Raw genomic sequence first — 20,868 nt, 5'->3', positions numbered from 1 at the left:
ATTATAACAAATGAAAAAGGAAAAAATACTAATAGTTGATGATAAGTTAGAGAACCTAGTTAGTCTAGAGCGAATTCTGAGTGATTTTGACGTTGATTTTGTCAGAGCATCATCTGGAGAGGAGGCTCTAAAGCATACTCTTAAAGAGGAATTTGCGATGGCAATCTTAGATGTTCAAATGCCAGGAATGGATGGCTATGAAACGCTTGAATTTATGCGTCAAAGGAAAAAAACTAAGCTTCTTCCTGTAATTTTTGTATCTGCTATTCATCAAAGCGATTTACATATCATTAAAGGAATCGAAACTGGAGCAGTTGATTTTATTCCAAAACCTATTATTCCTGAAATTCTTAAAGGAAAAGTGAAGGTATTTCTCGATTTGTATCAGCAACGAAAAGAGCTTGATTCTTTGTTAAAATATCTTGAATCGAAAAATGAAGAGTTAATAATTGAAAAAGCCAGAGCTGAAGATGCAAACAGAGCTAAATCGATGTTTTTGGCTAACATGTCTCACGAAATCCGTTCTCCGATGAATGGAATTTTAGGCTTATCGAGAATACTTATAGAATCGGAACTGAACGATGAGCAAAAGGATATGCTGAAGGTAATGACCACTTCAGGGGAAAACCTTCTGCAAATAATTAATGATATTTTAGATTATTCAAAGATTGAGGCTGGTCAAATTGAAATTGAAAGCATCGATTTTAAACTCAAGAAACTTTTAGATACAATCTATTATTTATTAAATTTTAAAGCGAAAGAAAAAGGAATAGATTTTATTATAGATATTGATGAAGACATTCCGAAAAACCTAGTTGGTGACTCTTTTAGGTTGAATCAGATACTTATGAACCTTGCCAATAATGCAATAAAATTTACACACAAAGGCTCAGTTCAATTATCAGTAAAATGTCTCGAGAAAACAAAGCAATACGTATCTTTGTTCTTTTCAGTAAAGGATACGGGAATTGGAATATCTCGGGAAGCACAAAAAAAACTATTTAAAGAATTTACACAATCCGATAGTTCAACAACTCGACAGTATGGAGGAACAGGTTTAGGATTGGCGATTTCAAAAAACTTAACCAACCTAATGGGCGGTAGAATAAGTTTGGAAAGTGAGCCAGAAGTAGGATCAGAATTTATGTTTGAACTAAAATTTGGATACAAAGATCAGGAGGTAGATATGTTTAACAATGAAAAAGTGGAAATTCCCAAACAATTATCAATACTAGTTGCAGAAGACAACCCAATTAACCAAAAAGTTGCAATGCTAACCTTGAGACATATGGGTTTACAATGCGATGTTGCCAAAAATGGATTGGAGGCTTTTGAAATGCATAAAGAAAATAACTATCAGGTAATTCTTATGGATATGCAAATGCCAGTATTGGATGGAATTAGTGCAACTGAAAAAATAAGAAGTTTTGAAAATGAAAATCCGGAAATAGATAAAACTTTTATTATTGCACTAACGGCAAATGCTTTTGTAGAAGATAAGCAAAACTGTATTAATGCAGGTATGAATGATTTTATTAGCAAACCGTTTAAAGAAGAAGCTTTAAGAAAAATATTTAGCCAGATTTCAAAAAGTATCGCGTAAGCATTATGACTCAAAGCAATTCTGTTGGTATTGAAAATATAGATATTGAAATTCCCTTATTTTTGGAAGCTATTTTCCAAAAATACAGTTATGATTTTAGGGATTATTCAAAGGCTCATGTTAAAAGAAGATTGATGCACCGAATGTCGATTGGTAACTTTACATCTGTATCTCAAATGCAGGAAAAAGTACTTCGAGACAAGGAGTTTTTCATCGACTTACTTGAGGATTTATCTATAAACGTAACAGAAATGTTTCGCGATCCTGATTTTTACAAGTCGTTTCGCGAAAATGTTGTTCCAAGCTTAAAAACCTATCCGTTTATTAAAATTTGGCATGCCGGATGTTCTACTGGTGAGGAAGTTTACTCATTAGCCATTTTATTACATGAGGAAGGAATTTTAGACAGATGTCAGATTTATGCTACCGATTTTAATCGAAAAGTATTAGAAATTGCAAAATTGGGTATTTATCACACTCAAGATTTAGATAAATTTCAGCGAAACTATTCTAATTCCAGTGGCAAAGCTCAATTGTCTGACTACTACACTCTCAAATATGGTTCAATCAAATTCGATCAGGCACTTTCTAAAAAAGTTGTGTTTGCCGATCACAATTTGGTTACAGATCATGTTTTTGCTGAAGTAAATCTTATTCTCTGCCGGAATGTTCTCATTTATTTTAACCGAGAATTGCAAAACAAAGTCATCGGTCTTTTTCACGAAAGCCTTACTCACAGCGGTCATTTATGTTTGGGTTCAAAAGAATCTCTTAAGTTTACCCAATTCGAAAACAACTTTGTAGATATTGATTCCAAACAAAAAATATTTAAAAAAAAAATTAGTCGATGACAAAAGCTTTGGTAATAGGAACTTCATATGGAGGATTAGAGGCTTTAAAATCAATAATACCAGCCTTACCCAAAGATTTTTGTTTGCCTGTACTTGTTGTTTTGCATATCGGCGATAACAATAACGATTCCTTTATCTCCTATCTAAATAACATTAGTGAGCTATGTATTAAAGAAGCAGAAGAAAAGGAATTCATCGAAAACGGAACAGTTTACTTTGCCCCGCCCAACTATCACATGTTAATTGAAAGCGACAATAGCATTTCTTTCACTACCGATCCCAAAGTACATCACTCCCGCCCTTCAATCGATGTTTTATTCGAATCGGCAGCCTGGGCATGTAAAACTAAAGCAATTGGTGTTATTCTTACCGGACTAAATCAAGATGGTGCTGTAGGATTAAAAACCATTAACAATTATGGTGGAATTTCGATTGTAGAAAACCCAAAAAATGCTCTTGCCTCCATTATGCCACAAGCAGCTATTGATGCTTCGAAACCAAATTTTATTTTGGAGATTAAAGAGATTGGAGTGAAGGTAACTGAACTAGCCAAGCAGATTTAATTCCTTTTTAATTCAATTACAATTCGACTTTTTTTCCCGATCTTGCTCACAAATTTTTGATAAAATTAATAGAGCATGCCAGTAACTGTCGAAATAAAAGCATATTGTAAAAATCAAGATAAAATCCGAAAAATTTTAAAAGCTAATAATGCTGAATATAAAGGTTTAGATCACCAAATCGACACCTATTTTCATTCTAAAACAGGACGTTTAAAACTACGTGAAGGAAATATCGAAAACAACCTAATTCATTACATCCGAGAAAATAAAAAAGGATCGAAAGAAAGTAAGGTTAGTTTATACAAAACCTCTCCTGATTCGAACTTAAAAGAAATTCTTACAAAATCGATGGGAACCAGATGTGTTGTAGATAAGCAAAGAGAGATCTATTTTATCGACAATGTAAAATTTCATATTGATTCCGTTGCTGGACTTGGTCATTTTATTGAAATTGAAGCAATCGATTTTGAAGTAAATACCACCAAAGAAAAACTACAAGAGCAATGCAACTTCTACATCAAACTCCTGGAAATAAATGCCAAAGATTTAATTTCTGACTCCTACAGTGATTTATTGCAACAAAATAGTCTTTTCAACCAGATATTTATTGAAGAATAATTGAAGTCAAAATTTAATTTATTATAAGGATCATATTTCTTAACTTTAGATAGAACCTAAAGCAAACGAATTATGCTTCAATTCGAATTTGACATACGGAATCATAAGATCAACAATAACGTATCAAAAAGCAAACAGCTTGCTATGGGAATCTCTTTTCTAATTTCTGCAATACTCCTTTATTTATTCAATAGGTATTTTGATTTTTTACCACATGGTAATTATCCGATTCTTGTATTGATCGTGGTTGCTATTTATTTTGCGGGTCTTTTATTGGGATGTAAATTTCTTTATCCAAATGAATATTTAATCATTAATTCCAGAAAATTAAAGTACAAAACAGGATGGAAAAAGAAAGAGATTAAAGTCTATCTTAAAGATATAAAGGATATCTCTATTTCTGATCACAATATGGATATCAGTATGAAAAATAAGGAGATAATTCGCTTAGATCTCTCCCATCTAAATGATAATTCGCTAACAGTTTTAAAAAACTATTTAAACATTACCGAATAAAAAAACGGAAGCCAATCGACTTCCGTTTTTTATTCTTTATTTAATAGTCATTCGAGCAAAAGGTGCTGTATCCTGACCTACAAATTCATTTCTTAAATACTTAAAGTATCCTGTAATCGCAATCATGGCAGCATTATCGAGAGAATATCCCAATTGAGGAACAAATACCTTCCATTTGTGTTTTTCGGCTGCCTCGTGCAAAGCATTTTGTAAACCTGAATTTGCCGATACTCCACCTGCAATGGCTACTTGATTAATACCAGTTTCTTTAGCCGCACGCTTTACTTTGTTCATCAATATATCAACAATTGTATATTGCAGAGATGCACACAAATCATTCATGTTTTCTTGAACAAAATTTGGATTCTCTTTTACTTTATCACGAATAAAATACAGAAACGAAGTCTTTAAACCGCTAAAACTATAATTCAAACCCTGAATTCTTGGACGACTAAATTCAAATGCCAAAGGATTACCTTGTTTGGCATTTTTATCAATCAATGGTCCTCCCGGATAAGGCAAGCCCATTACTTTGGCACATTTATCAAAAGCTTCTCCTGCTGCATCGTCAATGGTTTCCCCAATAACTTCCATATCTAAATGATCTTTCACTACAATAATTTGTGAATTACCACCTGATACCAATAAAGCCAAAAATGGAAATCCAGGATGATCATATGTGTTTTTCAAATCATCAATAAAATGGGCTAGAATATGTGCCTGCAAATGATTTACCTCAATTAAGGGTATATTTTTCGACATGGCAAATCCTTTGGCAAAAGAAGTTCCTACCATCAAAGATCCAAGTAAGCCCGGACCTCTGGTGAAAGCTACCGCATCAATTTCATCAGCTGTTACTCCCGCTTTTTCCATAGCCTGATGAACAACAGGAATGATATTTTGCTGGTGAGCACGAGAAGCCAATTCAGGCACTACTCCACCATAATTCATATGAACATCTTGGTTCGCAATTATATTGGAATAAATAATTCCATCCTTTAATACCGATGCCGAAGTATCATCACAAGATGATTCAATTCCTAGTATGATTACACTCATCAATTTTATATTAGATCGAGACAAACTTAAACTTCGTCCTTTAATAGGTTAAAAAAATCAAAAAACTGTTTAAACGTCCCAAAGTATGTATTATATTCTTCTTCTTTTTAGCTAATTTTGTGCATCTCACAAAACGGCAAAATTATTAAAAAATTTTTCAAAATATCAATTTGGGCATTAACGGTTATCATTATGATTCCCTGTTTGATGTATCTGTTATTCTTAAGCAGTACTGTTCAAACCTATGTAAGCCGCAATTTGGCTGATTATCTTTCCCAACAAACCAACACTCCAATTAGCATTGAAGGTGTTAATATTTCTCCTTTTAAAAGTGTTATTCTTGAAGGATTATACATTGAAGACTATCAAAAAGACACTTTGGTTTATATAAATGAATTAAAAGTAAAAATAGATTCCTTCAGTTATAAGAAAAAAAAGCTTTACATCAATAAATTGAGTTTAAATAAAACTTACTTTAATCTTTACGAAGATAAAGATAGGGTTCTTAACCTAGATGTATTTATTGATTCTCTTTCTAGTAATTCGAGTAACACCAACGAAGATACACTAAAAAAATCTTGGTTTATAGGCATTTCCAACATAGATCTTGAAAAAACAAAATTTGCTTACAAAACTGTAGAAGCAGTTCATCAAGATTTTGGAATGAACTACGATGATATATTGGTGACAGATTTGAAATTACAAGCTCGCGATATAAAATTAATCGGTGATTCTCTTGATTTTGATCTCAAGCACTTAAGTTGTGTTGAGAAATCTGGCTTTGTTTTGAAAGATTTCGTCGCCCATTCCTGGATTACTAACAAACAATGGGGTTTAAAAGACGTTAATATTGTCTCCACAAATAGCAATTTAAAGGCAGAACATCTGTATTTTAGTTATATTGCCGGACAAGGTTATTGGGCAAAGTTTACAAAAAAAATGCAGCTCGATTTTCAATTGAATTCTTCCAGAATTAGTTTTCTTGATCTGGCATATTTTAATGAAAAGTTACTTGGTTTTCGGGAAAGTGGGAAAATTTCGGGAAAGGTATACGGCACAATTTACGATTTAAGAGGTAGAAATATTGATATCGTTTATGGAAGCAATACTAATTTTAAGGGTAAATTCTACATGAACGGTTTACCATATCTTAGAGATTCATATTTGGAAGCGGACTTTAAAAAACTTACTACCAGCATTCCTGATATTGAAAAGGTATACATTCCTGGTTACTCTAAGGAACATTTTCAATTGCCTGAATACTTCAACAATTTAGGTTTAATAGAATATAAAGGAAAATTTAATGGTTTTTTAAATGACTTTGTATTTTATGGTAATTTTAAAACTGCACTTGGAAAACTAAAAACAGATATTCTTTTTAAACCAAATCAAGGAAATGGAAAACTTGATTTTACTGGAGATTTAACGACTCATGAGTTCAATCTAGGTGGATTAATTGATCAGGAAAAAGTAGGTCACATTTCATTAAATGTGGCAATTAAAGGCTTTACATCACCCGAAACTACACAAGGTGTAATGAAGGGGAATATTTCTAAAGTTGATTTTTACGACTATGAATATGAGAATTTATCATTGGATGGATTTTTCTCTGAAAAACAATTTGATGGTAAAATATCCATTCAAGACCCGAATATTGGTTTCGATTTCTCAGGGAAAGTAGACTTTTCACAAGAAATTCCTACTATGAAATTTAGTTCTCATTTGAATCATGCTAAACTTTATCCTCTGCATTTGAACACAAAGGATAAAAAAGCAGAACTAAGTTTCTCTGTAGATGCAAACTTTACGGGTAGTGGTTTAGATAATGCCAATGGTATAATCGAAATAAATAATACCAATTATAAAAATAGCCTGGGAGAATTTATGCTTGATAAATTTACTATCAATTCATTTACCTCTCCAAAACTAAAGCGAATCATCTTAAATTCTGACGTATCAGATATGAAGGTGGAAGGAAATTATGAGGTTGGAAAACTAGTATCATCAATCGCTAATTTAACCTATTACTATTTGCCTGCTTATGCTCCAGATAAGGAGTACACAAAAATAGACAGTATAAACAATTTTAAATTTTCGTTGAATTTAAAAGATACCAAACCAATTACCTCGGTTCTTTACCCAAGTATAAGCATGGCTCCTGGAACATCGGTTAATGGTGAAATTATTGCTCTTGAACACAAACTTGACATGCACTTTAATTCCTCCAGTTTAATTATAGATGGTAAAACATTTGACGAATTAAAAGTTGATTTATCAACTTCAGAGGAAGAGTTAATTTTGAAGGGAAGAACAAATCAATTGCTATTTTCAGAAGACTTTGGACTTTATAATTTATCCCAAAAAATTACTGCAGGTAAAAATAAAGTTAAACTAGATATTCTTTGGAACAATTGGGATCAAGTTACCTATAGTGGATTTTTATCTGCAGAAGGCAAGGTAAAAAAATCACAAAAAACAAATAATCCAATTTGGAATGTAAATCTCTTACCAAGCACTGTTATTATGGCTGATAGTGTATGGCACATTCAAAAATCTCATTTTGTTGCAGATAGCAATAGCTATCAAATTGATAATTTCAGAATTGCGCGTGAAAATCAATATTTTGGTTTAGATGGTAAAATTTCGACGAACCAAAATGATAGCATCAATTTCAAAATTCATAATATCAGCCTACAAAACCTAAACGATTTAGCAAGAGAACAAAATATTGGCATTAATGGTAAAGTTAGAGGTTATGTACAAATATCTGACTTTTATGGTGATCGCCTATCCAACTCAAATGTATTAATCGAAGACTTAATCTTAAACCAAGATACACTGGGGAATTTATACATGATTAGTGATTGGGATAAATATGAAAAAAAGCTCAGCTTCTCCTCGTTTACCGATTTTAAATCAAAAAAAGAATTGGATTTACAGGGTGCATATTTTCCAGATTCTGATTCAATTAACATGGACATTAAAATTGATAGTCTTAGAATGGATCTTTTAAATCCATACTTACAAGAGAATATTTCGAATATTAGAGGTAATGCAACGGGTTCTATTCATATCGAAGGCGAAACAGATGCATTAAAACCAACTGGTAAATTAAAGTTTGAGGAGAGTGAATTCACCATCAATCAACTTAAAACCACCTATACCTGCAACGACAGCATTATCATTACTCCTTCAGAACTAAGGTTTAACGAATTTCAGATTAAGGATCAAAATAAAAATACAGCAACAATATTTGGAGCAATTACTCACGATAATTTTAATAACTTCAATTTTGACCTGCAAATTAACACTTTAAATTTCAATGTTCTTGACACAAAAATAACCGACAACGAATTGTTTTATGGCAAAGCATACATGACTGGAATAACAGCTCTGTACGGACCAGTGAATGATTTGGATATTGAAATTACAGCTAAAACCGAAAAGAATACAAGAATAAACATTCCCCTTAATAACAGTGGTGATATTCAAGAAAGTAATTTCATCACCTTTGTAAATACCAATAGAGTAGTTGAATCTCTTACCTCTGAAGATTATAAAATTGACCTATCTGGCATTAAAATGAACTGCGATTTGGAAATCACTCCGGAAACCGATATTCAGATTATATTTGATTCAAAAATTGGTGACATTCTTAAGGCTAAAGGAAATGGTAACCTAAAATTAGAAATCGATACTAAAGGAGAATTCAAGATATTTGGAGATTATACAATTCAAAAAGGAAGTTATTTGTTCACACTGCAAAATGTAATTAATAAAAAATTCGACCTGGCAAATGGTGGTAATATTAAGTGGAATGGAGATCCTTACGACGCAACAGTCAATATAAATGCAGTATACAATGTAAAAACCACACTGTACGATTTATTATTGAATACCCCATACATCGATAATACACGTAAAATTCCAGTTGAATGTAATATGAATTTGAGTCAAAGGTTAGATAATCCTATTATCAAATTCAATATCGATTTTCCAACTCTGGATCAGCAAACGCAAAGTATATTAGAAGGATTGTTCTCTACCGAAGATGAAATGAATAAACAAATTCTATCTCTTCTAGTACTTAACCGCTTTTACACTCCTGAATATTTGCGTTCAACCGATCCTAATTTCGAGAATAAAAATTCCAGCTATGCTGTTGGGGTAACCACTAGTGAACTACTATCCAATCAATTATCCAATTGGCTTAGCCAAATTAGTAATGATTTTGATATAGGAGTAAGTTATCGACCAGGCGATGATTTAACTAGTGATGAAATAGAACTTGCCTTATCTACCCAAATATTTAACGACAAAGTAACTATTAATGGAAATGTTGGAACTGGTAACAATCAGGAAAGGGATAATGATATTGTTGGTGATGTGGATGTGAATATCAAGTTGGATAAAAAAGGAAAATTACAATTGACAGCTTTTACACGTTCTAATGAATACTTGGTTTACGAAGAGTCGAGAAATACACAAGGGATTGGTATTTTTTACAAAGAAGATTTCAATACATTTTCCGGACTATTCAAGAAATACATTTCTTTTTTGAAAGGCAATAAGAAGGATAAAAAGGATAAATAAATATCATATGAGATCCTATAAAACACTCTAACCAGTGTTTTTTAACAGTCTTAATAAAGGATTTTTTTCTTTAATTGTTTCCCAATTTAGACAAACAAATATTAGTATATTAGCACCTTATCGACAAAAAATTTAATTCACCTAAAAAATAATCGATTATTATGTTTGCATTAATGGTTGTGGTTTTTGTTCTTGGGTATACAGCAATTGCTCTTGAACATCCACTAAAAATTGACAAAGCAGCGTCTGCTCTTTTAATTGGGGTATTAACCTGGACAATTTATGTCTTTGGTGGTGTCGACATTCTTTCAACTGGCGTAAGTAGAGCCTGGAATGAATATGTTGCAATTAACCCGGGAATGGATAATGCTCATGGTATGCTAGACTTCATTACACACCACGAAGTTCTTCATCACCTTTCTGAAATTTCAACTATTCTTTTCTTCCTATTGGGAGCTATGACTATTGTTGAAATTGTTGATCAACATCAAGGATTTAAAATTATCACCGATAAGATTAAAACCACTAACAAAGTAAAATTGCTTTGGATATTAAGTGTTTTAACATTCTTTATGTCGGCAGCATTAGATAATTTAACTACAACAATTGTAATTGTTGCATTAATCCGTAAACTTATTGATGATCAGAAAGATCGTTGGTTCTTTGCATCAATGGTCGTATTGGCAGCAAATGCCGGTGGAGCATGGTCTCCAATTGGTGATGTTACCACAATCATGCTTTGGATTGGTGGACAAGTAACTACTATCAATATCATTACACGAGTAATTGTTCCAAGTTTATTCACAATGATTGTACCTCTAATAATCGTGAGTACTTATTTAAAAGGTCATATTACTCGCCCTCAGATTGCCGAAGGTGAAGATAAAGAATACACTACTCACAAGGAAAGAGTATTCATCCTTTGTCTAGGTGTAGCTTCATTGTTATTTGTTCCTGTATTTAAAACTACAACACACTTACCTCCATACTTAGGTATGTTGTTTGGTTTGGGTGTAATGTGGGTAGTTACTGAAATTATGCACAGAAACAAAGATCATGAATTTAAGAGCCGTTTGAATGTTACAGGAATTCTTAAAAAAGTTGATGTCCCTACAGTATTGTTCTTCTTGGGTATTCTTACTGCTGTTGCAAGTATGCAGTCTGCAGGTCATCTAGATATTCTTGCCTCATGGTTGGATAAAAATGTTCATGATATCTATATCATTAACTTGATTATTGGAGTTCTTTCTTCAATTGTGGATAATGTACCATTAGTTGCAGCTGCAATGGGTATGTATCCAATCGAAGGAGCCGAAGCTGTTGGTTATGCTTCTAACTTTGTTCAGGATGGTTTATTCTGGGAATTCCTTGCATATTGTGCTGGTACCGGTGGATCTATGTTGATTATTGGTTCGGCTGCAGGTGTTGCTGCAATGGGAATGGAAAAAATTGATTTCATCTGGTACTTGAAGAAAATTACGCTTCTTGCATTTATCGGATACCTTGCCGGTGCGGGTGTATATTACCTTCAAGCAATGTTATTACATTAGAGTTTGAAATTCCCTTGTTTTGTATGGGGATTAAAAAACAATAATATTAATTTAGCGAGATATAATATTCTGTATTATATCTCGTTTTTTTATGTGTTAGATTAAACCAGAAAATAGTAAATATGAACTACCTTTCGATTATTGCGGGAATGCAAGATATGGCTCAAAATGAATTACCTATTGAAGAGCAAGGAGCTGAAGCTACCGAAATGACCTTAAATTTTGTTGATTTAGCCTTTAAAGGTGGCTGGATAATGATTCCTATTTTTGCCTTATCGGTAATTGCCATGTATATCTTTTTGGAAAGATATTTCGCAATTCGAAAGGCAGCTAAAGCTGATTCTAACTTCATGAATCGCATTCGAGATTACATTCACGATGGAAAAATCGATTCTGCCTTGGCACTTTGTCAAACGAACGATACTCCTGTATCAAAAATGATTTCGAAAGGAATCAAGAGAATTGGACGTCCATTAAACGATGTTCATGCTGCAATCGAGAATATTGGAAATCTAGAAGTATCTAAACTTGAGAAAAACCTTCCAACACTTGCAACTGTTGCTGGTGCTGCTCCAATGATTGGTTTCCTTGGAACAGTAATGGGAATGATTCAGGCATTCTACGACATGTCGAACGCAGGTAACAATATCGATGTTGGATTATTGTCAAGCGGTATCTACCAGGCAATGGTAACAACCGTGGCTGGTCTTACTGTAGGTATCATAGCCTATTTTGCATACAATATCTTAGTAGCCAAGGTTGAAAAAGTAGTATTTAATATGGAAGCTACAACTACTGAGTTTATGGATTTATTAAACGAACCTATCAAGTAATTAGCACATGGCACTTAAAACCAGAAATAAGGTTAATGCAACTTTCAGCATGTCATCTATGACTGATATTGTGTTTTTGTTACTGATATTTTTTATGGTCACATCAACTCTTATCAGTCCAAATGCATTAAAGTTGTTGTTACCAAAAAGTAGTAATCAAACCGCAGCAAAACCAATCACTACAGTTTCTATCGATAAGAATTTTAATTTCTTCTTGGAAACTACTCCGGTGCCTTTTTCTCAATTAGAACACAAATTGCAGAGAAAATTAGCACGAGAAGATGATCCGACAATATCACTACACGTAGATAAGTCGGTACCAATGGAGCAAGTGGTAAAAGTGATGAACATTGCTAAAAACAACAAGTACAAATTAATTTTAGCAACAAGAGCAAAATAAATATGGAGAATTCCAAAAGCAAGAGAATAGGAGTAGCAGGAACACTTTTTTTCCATATTGGATTAATAGTGTTATTGTACATTCTAGGATTTCACACTCCTCTTCCATTACCCGAAGAGGAAGGAATTCTTGTCAACTTTGGAAATACCAATCAAGGTGCTGGAAGAAGAGATCCTGCACCTGCAAAGACTCAGAAAAAAATAGCTTCTACTCTACCGGCTTCACTTCCTGAACCTACTCCTGCCAAATCGAAACCTGCTGCCAGTGATGTGCAAGAGAAAGTGTTAACTCAGGATACCGAAGATGCACCTGAACTTCCTTCTGCTGAAGAAATAGCCAAAAAGAAAGCTGCAGAAGAAAAAGCAAGAAAAGACAAAGCTGAAAAAGATCGATTGGCAAAAATTGAGCGTGAGAATCAACGCCAGGCTGAATTGAAAAAACAAAGAGAAGCCGAAGCCGAAAGACAAAGATTGGCTGAGATCGAACGCAAAAGAAAGGAAGAAGCCGAACGTCAGGCAAAAATCGATGCCATAAACAACAAGGCAAAAAATGTTTTCGGACAAGGAACTTCTTCCAATAGTTCACAGGGAAAAACATTTCCATCAGGCAATCAGGGACAGCCTACAGAATCAACTAACTCTGATAACTATAGTGGAACAGGATTAGGCAACAAAGGTGTCTCATACGACTTACAGGGACGAAATTCATTATCAATACCAAAACCACAATACAACTTACAAGAAGGTGGAAAAGTAGTAGTTGAAATTACAGTAGATAAAAATGGTAAAGTTGTGAGCGCTCGACCAGGAATGCCAGGTTCTACAACAAGTAATGCTACCCTTTTCGAAGCTGCAAGAAAAGCTGCTTTAAAAGCTAAATTCAATTCGGATAGTGGAGCTCCTGCATACCAAAAAGGTACAATTACATATCACTTTCAATTGAATTAAAGATCTAAAGAATACCTAACATTTCGTAAACTCCCATAAATTTAAGGGAAGCAAATACAATAACTCCCAATAAAATATAGCGAACAAATTTGGCACCCCAACTAACAGCGAAGTTGGCTGCAATATAGGCTCCAATCATATTACCAGCAGCCAAAATAAAGCCAATCTTGTAATCAATTTGATCATTCATGATAAAAACTCCAATGGCAAAAGGAGTATAGAGAAGTACAATGAAAACCTTAATCGCATTCGCTTTTACCAAATCAAAGCCCGCACCTAAAACCAATCCTGACAAAAGGAAAAAACCAACTCCGGCTTGTATAAACCCACCGTATAAACCAATAAAAAAGAAGATCACTATCTGCCAAAAGCTAGGCTTTGAACGAATCAATCCTGCCTGCCCTTTAACCCATGCATCGGGCTTATAAAGAACAATAAAGAATAAAAATACCAAAAGTCCACCTATGGTTTTCTCCATAATATCTTCATTGATTTCAACGGCTAAACTTGCTCCAATTACAGAACCAACAATTGCTGGCAATGCCAACCATATCCCTTCTTTAAAGGTGAAAACCTTTTGCTTTTTAAAACTGGTAACTCCAACTATATTTTGCATGAGAATGGCTATACGGTTGGTTCCATTTGCTACATTAGCAGGCAAGCCCATAAACATTAACATTGCCAGACTAATAACCGAGCCACTTCCAGCCAAAGTGTTTAAAAACCCTGAAAAAACTCCAACCAAAACAATCAACACATAAAAATACCATTCCATAACAAAAGATTTTATAGTCCGAAACTACAGATAAAAATTGAATCTCAACATGTTAAAAAACAAAGAGGCTGTCAAACATGACAGCCTCTTGAAATTATATGTTGTTTATTTGATTTACCAAGCAAACATTGGACGCTCACACATCATCTCATTTACGCGAGTACGAACCGAAGCAATTACCTCTTCGTTTTCGATATTTGAGATCACCTCATCAATCATTTGAACGATAACTGGCATGTGCTCCTCTTTTAAACCACGAGTAGTGATTGCTGGAGTACCAACACGTAAACCTGAAGTTGAGAATGGAGAACGAGTATCGAAAGGAACCATGTTCTTATTGATAGTGATATCTGCTTCAACTAGGATATTTTCAACTTTCTTACCTGTAATCTCAGGGAACTTAGAACGTAAGTCGATCAGCATTGAATGGTTATCAGTACCACCTGATACTACTTTATATCCTAATTTGATGAATTCCTCAGCCATTACATTTGCATTCTTCTGCATCTGAATAGCATACTCTTTATAAGAATCAGTTAATGCTTCACCAAAAGCAACTGCCTTAGCAGCAATTACATGCTCTAATGGTCCACCCTGCTGTCCTGGGAATACGGCGAAATCCAAAACTGCAGACATCATTTTAGTAACACCTTTAGGAGTTTTTGCTCCGAATGGGTTTTCGAAATCTTTTCCTACAATGATCAAACCACCACGAGGTCCACGAAGAGTTTTGTGAGTAGTTGTAGTACAAACATGACAGTGAGGAACTGGGTTACTCAACAATCCTTTTGCAATTAAACCTGCAGGGTGAGCGATATCAGCCATTAAAATAGCACCTACTTTATCAGCAATTTCACGTAAACGTGGGAAATCCCAATCACGAGAATATGCCGAAGCACCAGCAACAATCATTTTTGGATTGTGCTCTAAAGCCAATTTTTCTACCTCATCGTAATCAACTAAACCAGTCTCTTCATTTACATGATAAGCAACCGGATTGTAAAGGTTACCTGAAAGGTTTACAGGAGAACCGTGAGATAGGTGACCACCATGAGCCAAATCTAATCCCAAGAAAGTATCACCTGGTTTCATACAAGCATAAAATACTGCAGCATTTGCCTGTGCACCAGAGTGAGGCTGTACGTTTGCATACTCTGCACCGAAAAGCTCACATGCTCTGTCAATTGCCAACTGCTCTGTCTGATCTACAATCTGACAACCACCATAGTAACGCTTTCCAGGATATCCTTCAGCATACTTGTTAGTTAGACAAGATCCCATCGCATCCATTACTTGCTGACTTACGAAGTTCTCAGAAGCAATCAATTCAATACCATTTTTCTGACGAAGGTATTCCTGATCAATTAGGTCGAAAATTTGTATATCTCTTTCCATTGTTGTTTGTCTTTTTCCCGATTTCACTCGGAATGATTTAATGTTTTGTTAGTGTTTTAAAGGGTTAAAGCCCCATGTTTACTGAAATTTAATCCCCCTTGAAAAGATAATGCACCACAAAATTTAATCAATAATTCTATTTCTAAAGTGCAGGTTCAAAATTAGACAAATCGGGATATTAAAAAAATTATTCTTTGCTTAATTCATACCTAAACAAACATTTATAAAGCATATAATAAAAAGCATTGCTTAAATGCGATTATTATCATGTTTCTAAATCACTCTCAAGTATTTTAAGTTATGATTATCGTGTAAAAATCTGAACTTATCCTGATTTTCCATTATAAAATCTAATTAAGAGAACATCTTTTTCATACTTAACTTGTTTATTGTAAATTTATAAATGCAAAATCAAACTTGAATTCAATAAATTAGAACCTATGGAAATTGTTGAAACTACCCCAAAACAAAGACCCGGACTATTAACAGCATTGTGCATTCTTACCTTTATTGGCAGTGGACTGGGATTAGTAAATAAACTAATTGCAATGATCATCTCGCCTTTCATGCAGATGTTCGATATGACTGACTACACTTATGCATTAGACGAAATTGATGAACCTTTTGCCAGAAAAATTGTTGAAATGGCATTTGGTATGGCTGAAAAAGCTATCGATCACATGTATGCTATCTCCTTAACTGAATTTCTTTTGTATGCTGCAAGTTTAACCGGAGCCATCCTCATGTTTCGCATGAAAAAAATGGGATTCTATATTTATGCTACGGCTCAGGTATTAATGCTTTTTGCAGCTCCTATATTCATTGGATTCAACCCACTTATTAATATTGGAATTCTATTTTCTAGCGTATTTACAATTCTATTTATTGCCCTTTACGCTATCAACCTTAAAAAAATGAATTAATATATTTTATTACTTATCCCCAAAAAAAACTATTTAATTATGGAAGAAAATGTAACTACTATTGAACTACCTAAAAAAAGACCAACTTTCTTGACTGTTATCTGCATACTATCATTTATTGGTAGTGGTGCTGGATTAATTTTCTGGGCGTATACTTTTTTTACATTTGAGAATGCTTATCCTAAACAAGTAGAACAATTAACTGAAGCTGTAGAAATGATGGAAGATTCTGGGAGTGATTCTGGATATCTTTACAATAGCGCAGTAAATAAACTTGTAGAATTAGAGGCTATGTCTAACAATTTAGGTATGATTACAGGTGCCTATGGTTTATTCGCACTTTTAAGCCTTATTGGTGTTTTTATGATGTTTAAATTAATGAAGAATGGTTTTTACTTGTATACTTTTGCGAACTTATTCGGTCTATTAATCCCTCTTGCCTTAATTGATTTTAATGCAATGCTGACAAATACAATGATTGGTGGTGGGTTTTCAATATTATTTATCATCATGTATGCAGTGAATTTAAAACACATGAAATAGTTTTAATTCAATATATAGTTTCGGAATCAGCTGCTCTTATACAAGGGCAGCTTTTTTAATACTTTTTAAAATAATTTAACGCTGATAAAAGCCATAGGTTTTGTAAATTTATTTTGCAAAACCATAAACTTATTTATTATGAAACATGTAAGTAAAATATTACTCTCATTATGTGTTTTACTAATATCTACTTCAGTATTTAGCCAAGACACGATTCAAAAAAATCTACCGAAGAAAAACATCGATGTGAATCGAGAATACGATAAAGATGGCAATCTTATTCGTTACGACTCTACCTATGTTTATTCTTGGTCATCAGACAGCACGTATCATTTTATGCCCGATTCAGTATTTTTAAAATTCTCGGATATTCATGAAATGAGAAAAGAAATGCAGGAAAGAATGCAACATTTTTTCAAGAGAGATACTTCGGTGAACAAATCCTTTCACCACCCATTCTTCTCTGATGATTTTTTCGATAAAGATTTTTTCGATCCTCAGTTTAATCGTAAGAATTTCTTCTTTAGAGATTCAAGCCACAGAGAATTTTTTAAAGAATTGGAAGAAATGATGGAGAATCATCAGTTTTTCAGACAAGAACGAAATAAAGAAATGCACAAAGATTTGGATTCACTCCACAACGAATTTATGAAAGAAAGACAAGAATATTTCCGAAAAAGAGATTCAATATATCACAAGCACAACAAGTCAACAAACAATGAAATAGACATTTAAAACTTTAGAGACATTGCATGCAACATCCCTACAAAATTAATCCGCAGTAATTTTCACCAAGTGCTGACGATAGGCAGAAAACAATTTCGATTTCGACACAAAACCAATGTATTTTCCATCATCAATCACAGGCAAATTCCATGCTCCTGTTTCTGTAAATTTCTTTAATACCACCTCCATAGAATCTTTATAGGATATAGAAGCAGGTGGCATGATCATTAAATTGCTAATAGGTGTAGCATACATTTCGTTGTTGAACATGATTTCGCGCACATCATCCAGTAAAATCACGCCTATTAAATACCTTTCCTCGGTTAAAACAGGATAAATATTACGCTTCGATTTAGAGATCACTTTAACCAAATCTTCTAAGGTGGCATTTTCGTTAATGCTGATCAAGTCTCTTTCAATCACTCTTGACAACTGCATAAAAGTTAACACTGCCCTATCTTTATTGTGGGTTATCAATTCCCCTTTATTAGCCAACTGAGTGGTTACAATCGATTCTTTCTGTAAACTCTTTACAGTAATGAAAGATATAGTAGTTGATAACATCAGCGGAACAATCAGCTCGTAGCCACTGGTAATTTCGGCAATTAGAAATATCCCTGTTAAAGGTGCCTGTAATACGCCTCCCAGTACACTTGCCATTCCAACCAATGTAAAGTTATTGGCATCCAAAGGTTCACCCAGCTGAAAATGATTGAAAATATATACGAAAAGGAAGCCCAGCATAGCTCCGGTGAATACCGATGGTGCAAAAATCCCGCCTATTCCACCAGCTCCCAAGGTAATAGATGTTGCAATCACCTTGAGTAAAACCATGGCACCAATAAATATAATGACCATATACCATACTTCAGTATAATTCTCGAACAAGCTCGATTGAAACACCTCATCCAATCGTCCACCAATTAAGGCTTTTACCATATTGTATCCCTCACCATAAAGAGCTGGAAAATAGAAAATCATTACTCCCAACGCCAAACCTCCTATCAACATTCGGTTTCCTCGTAACTTTATGCTTTCAAATTTATTCTCAATCCATAAAAACATACGGGTAAAGTAAACCGAAGTAAAACCCGATAAAATCCCAAGTAAAATAAAAAATGGAATATCTCTTACCATAAATGGTGAGGTAATAGCAAATTCAATTAAGATATCCTCATCAAGAAATAACTTTGTGGTAATTGCTCCACTTACCGATGCTGTTAGAAGTGGTATCAGCGAAAAGCGAGACAAGTCAATGAGTAAAACTTCCAAAGCAAAAACAATGGCTGCAATTGGGGTATTAAAAATAGCAGCAATGGCGCCCGATGCTCCACAAGCCATCAATACAGTAATCTCCTTATAATTAAGATGAAAATTACGAGCCATATTCGAGCCTATGGCAGCTCCCGATGATATAATAGGTGACTCCAAACCAATACTTCCCCCAAAACCTGCCGTAATAATTGAACCTATCACCGAAGAATAAGCCTTGTGAAACTTCACAATACTGTTTCGCTTCGATATGGCTTGCAGTAGTGCCGTAATGTTGTGCTTAATAAAATCACGAATAATGTATTTCTTAAAGAGGAGTGTAAGTCCCACTCCTATCATTGGATAAAGAAAAAACAGATAGTTTTGATATGTCCAATCGATTCCCTCCAATAAAAACTCTCGTCCACGATAAACTGCCGTTTTTAGAATTAATGCAGTCATTCCGGAAGTAATTCCAACAAACACACTTAAAATAAGCATGAAGTTTTGATTGGTGATATGGCGCAATCTCCAAATCAGAAATCTGCGCCAACGAGTGGTTTGTGCCATAGAGCTATCTTGGGTGATAGCTTCTAATTTAACAAATTGAGAGGGAATGAAAAAACAAATAGGAGCATCTTTTTATAGTGATTGAATTTTCTCATAAAAGAATTACCTTATAATTCAACTAACAACTACAATCCTCTCCATTCCCAAATTCAATTACCGAATTGATAACTGCAAAAATAATAATTGCTGCCAGTTTGGAAGTTCTATTGTCTTCATCGAAACGAGGTGATACCTCAGCAATATCAAAGCTGATTACTTTTCCTGATTGAATGACTGTTTTGATCAGTTTCAAGATTATTTCGGGATGTAAACCAAATGGTTGAGGCGCACTAACTCCTGGAGCATAAGCCGATGAAATTACATCGGAACAAAGTGTCATGTATATCTTTTTCTGCTTTTTGGTAAAGCGAATTATATCCTGCCCTACTGCAAACATAGTATCGTTAGAAATGTCACGAGCCATCAGGTACTTTACATTTAAATCGTCCGCTTTTTTGAACAAGCCTACGGTATTTCCATATTGCTGAATTCCGGCTACCATGTAGCGAAAATCTTTGCTCTGTTTCTGGCAACGATCTGCAATTTGAGCAAACATGGTTCCCGAACTTGCCCCATTTTTATATGGTCGCATGTCAAAATGAGCATCTAAATTAAAGATTCCCAATTCCTGATTCTCCTGTTTTAAGAATCGTTCTATTCCTAAATAATGTCCGTAAGCTATTTCGTGTCCGCCACCTAAAATAATAGGGAAAAGATCTAACTGTAACATTCGACAAACAGTAGTAGCCAAAGCCTCTTGCACATCTTCAAGCTCTCCAACTTCACTTACAATATCTCCACAATCGTAAATTTGAGTCGACTGTGGAAAAGTACATGGTAAATTAGCCATCTCCTTACGGATACTATTAGGAGCTTTCGAGGTTCCTTTTCGTCCTAAATTTCGTTGAACACCTTTATCGCAGCAAAAGCCAAGTAAGCCAAATCCTTTTTCAGGCTTTATATTATTTCCTGTTATATCTAATGGTTGAATGATTTGATGCCATCGAAAAGAGTCGTAATCCTCCTCATCATCAACTCTTCCTTGCCAAATATCAGAGTTTAGTGGTTGGTAATATTTGTTGTTCATTGTTAATAGTTTTTGTGCCTCAAATA

General features: G+C 34.1%; 18 protein-coding genes. 13 read left to right on the top strand and 5 right to left on the bottom strand.

Features of this window, described 5'->3' with window-relative positions; genetic code table 11:
- Positions 1-10 precede the first annotated feature (10 nt).
- From GCQ56_RS03405 to GCQ56_RS03385, 5 genes are all read left to right on the top strand, one after another.
- The gene (locus GCQ56_RS03405; protein ID WP_152732977.1) at positions 11-1,603 is read left to right on the top strand and encodes a response regulator; all 1,593 of its coding nucleotides are present in this window, start codon (positions 11-13) and stop codon (positions 1,601-1,603) included.
- A gap of 5 nt (positions 1,604-1,608) precedes the next feature.
- Positions 1,609-2,454: a protein-glutamate O-methyltransferase CheR gene (locus tag GCQ56_RS03400; RefSeq protein WP_152732976.1), complete on the top strand. Its 846-nt coding sequence runs from the start codon at positions 1,609-1,611 to the stop codon at positions 2,452-2,454.
- The gene (locus tag GCQ56_RS03395; protein ID WP_152732975.1) at positions 2,451-3,017 is read left to right on the top strand and encodes a chemotaxis protein CheB; all 567 of its coding nucleotides are present in this window, start codon (positions 2,451-2,453) and stop codon (positions 3,015-3,017) included. The genes GCQ56_RS03400 and GCQ56_RS03395 overlap by 4 nt, the downstream gene beginning before the upstream one ends.
- A 75-nt stretch (positions 3,018-3,092) precedes the next feature.
- Positions 3,093-3,635, top strand: a complete 543-nt coding sequence (locus GCQ56_RS03390; RefSeq protein ID WP_152732974.1) for a class IV adenylate cyclase — start codon at positions 3,093-3,095, stop codon at positions 3,633-3,635.
- 72 nt (positions 3,636-3,707) lie between these two features.
- Positions 3,708-4,151, top strand: a complete 444-nt coding sequence (locus tag GCQ56_RS03385) for a hypothetical protein (protein ID WP_152732973.1) — start codon at positions 3,708-3,710, stop codon at positions 4,149-4,151.
- A gap of 36 nt (positions 4,152-4,187) precedes the next feature.
- Here the strand turns inward: GCQ56_RS03385 and tsaD are convergent, their stop codons facing one another.
- Entirely contained in the window at positions 4,188-5,210 is a 1,023-nt protein-coding gene (tsaD, locus tag GCQ56_RS03380) for a tRNA (adenosine(37)-N6)-threonylcarbamoyltransferase complex transferase subunit TsaD (RefSeq protein WP_152732972.1), read from the bottom strand.
- A gap of 192 nt (positions 5,211-5,402) precedes the next feature.
- Here tsaD and GCQ56_RS03375 point away from each other — a divergent pair, with 192 nt between their 5' ends.
- The 5 genes from GCQ56_RS03375 (at position 5,403) to GCQ56_RS03355 (ending at position 13,533) form a co-directional block, all read left to right on the top strand.
- Complete coding sequence (locus GCQ56_RS03375; RefSeq protein WP_152732971.1) at positions 5,403-9,803, top strand: translocation/assembly module TamB domain-containing protein; 4,401 nt, start codon at positions 5,403-5,405, stop codon at positions 9,801-9,803.
- Between the two features lie 161 nt (positions 9,804-9,964).
- A complete protein-coding gene (gene nhaD / locus GCQ56_RS03370; protein ID WP_152732970.1) occupies positions 9,965-11,353 on the top strand; it encodes a sodium:proton antiporter NhaD in 1,389 nt (462 codons plus the stop codon).
- A 122-nt stretch (positions 11,354-11,475) separates the two neighbouring features.
- Positions 11,476-12,186, top strand: coding sequence for a MotA/TolQ/ExbB proton channel family protein (locus GCQ56_RS03365; protein ID WP_152732969.1), 711 nt, complete (start codon positions 11,476-11,478; stop codon positions 12,184-12,186).
- A 7-nt stretch (positions 12,187-12,193) separates the two neighbouring features.
- Complete coding sequence (locus GCQ56_RS03360; protein WP_152732968.1) at positions 12,194-12,586, top strand: biopolymer transporter ExbD; 393 nt, start codon at positions 12,194-12,196, stop codon at positions 12,584-12,586.
- A gap of 2 nt (positions 12,587-12,588) precedes the next feature.
- Positions 12,589-13,533 (top strand): cell envelope integrity protein TolA, encoded by a 945-nt coding sequence (locus GCQ56_RS03355; RefSeq protein ID WP_152732967.1) that lies wholly within the window; start codon positions 12,589-12,591, stop codon positions 13,531-13,533.
- Between the two features lie 4 nt (positions 13,534-13,537).
- Here the strand turns inward: GCQ56_RS03355 and GCQ56_RS03350 are convergent, their stop codons facing one another.
- Both GCQ56_RS03350 and glyA read right to left on the bottom strand, forming a co-directional pair.
- Positions 13,538-14,308, bottom strand: a complete 771-nt coding sequence (locus GCQ56_RS03350) for a sulfite exporter TauE/SafE family protein (RefSeq protein ID WP_152732966.1) — start codon at positions 14,306-14,308, stop codon at positions 13,538-13,540.
- A 114-nt stretch (positions 14,309-14,422) separates the two neighbouring features.
- Positions 14,423-15,703: a serine hydroxymethyltransferase gene (gene glyA, locus GCQ56_RS03345; RefSeq protein WP_152732965.1), complete on the bottom strand. Its 1,281-nt coding sequence runs from the start codon at positions 15,701-15,703 to the stop codon at positions 14,423-14,425.
- A 440-nt stretch (positions 15,704-16,143) separates the two neighbouring features.
- Between glyA and GCQ56_RS03340 the strand changes: the two genes are divergently transcribed.
- The 3 genes from GCQ56_RS03340 to GCQ56_RS03330 all read left to right on the top strand — a co-directional run bounded on the left by GCQ56_RS03340 (position 16,144) and on the right by GCQ56_RS03330 (position 17,904).
- Entirely contained in the window at positions 16,144-16,626 is a 483-nt protein-coding gene (locus GCQ56_RS03340) for a hypothetical protein (RefSeq protein ID WP_152732964.1), read from the top strand.
- A 39-nt stretch (positions 16,627-16,665) separates the two neighbouring features.
- A complete protein-coding gene (locus GCQ56_RS03335) occupies positions 16,666-17,169 on the top strand; it encodes a hypothetical protein (protein WP_152732963.1) in 504 nt (167 codons plus the stop codon).
- 138 nt (positions 17,170-17,307) lie between these two features.
- The gene (locus GCQ56_RS03330; protein ID WP_152732962.1) at positions 17,308-17,904 is read left to right on the top strand and encodes a hypothetical protein; all 597 of its coding nucleotides are present in this window, start codon (positions 17,308-17,310) and stop codon (positions 17,902-17,904) included.
- Positions 17,905-17,940: 36 nt separating this feature from the next.
- Here the strand turns inward: GCQ56_RS03330 and GCQ56_RS03325 are convergent, their stop codons facing one another.
- Both GCQ56_RS03325 and hutG read right to left on the bottom strand, forming a co-directional pair.
- Positions 17,941-19,716, bottom strand: coding sequence for a chloride channel protein (locus GCQ56_RS03325; RefSeq protein WP_152732961.1), 1,776 nt, complete (start codon positions 19,714-19,716; stop codon positions 17,941-17,943).
- Between the two features lie 118 nt (positions 19,717-19,834).
- The gene (hutG, locus tag GCQ56_RS03320; RefSeq protein ID WP_152732960.1) at positions 19,835-20,842 is read right to left on the bottom strand and encodes a formimidoylglutamase; all 1,008 of its coding nucleotides are present in this window, start codon (positions 20,840-20,842) and stop codon (positions 19,835-19,837) included.
- Positions 20,843-20,868: the final 26 nt, after the last annotated feature.

Source organism: Marinifilum sp. N1E240, assembly GCF_009295825.1.
In the GTDB taxonomy this organism is placed as follows: domain Bacteria; phylum Bacteroidota; class Bacteroidia; order Bacteroidales; family Marinifilaceae; genus Marinifilum_A; species Marinifilum_A sediminis.
The sequence above is the reverse complement of the archived record's forward strand: the minus strand, read 5'-3'. Positions and strand labels throughout refer to the sequence as shown.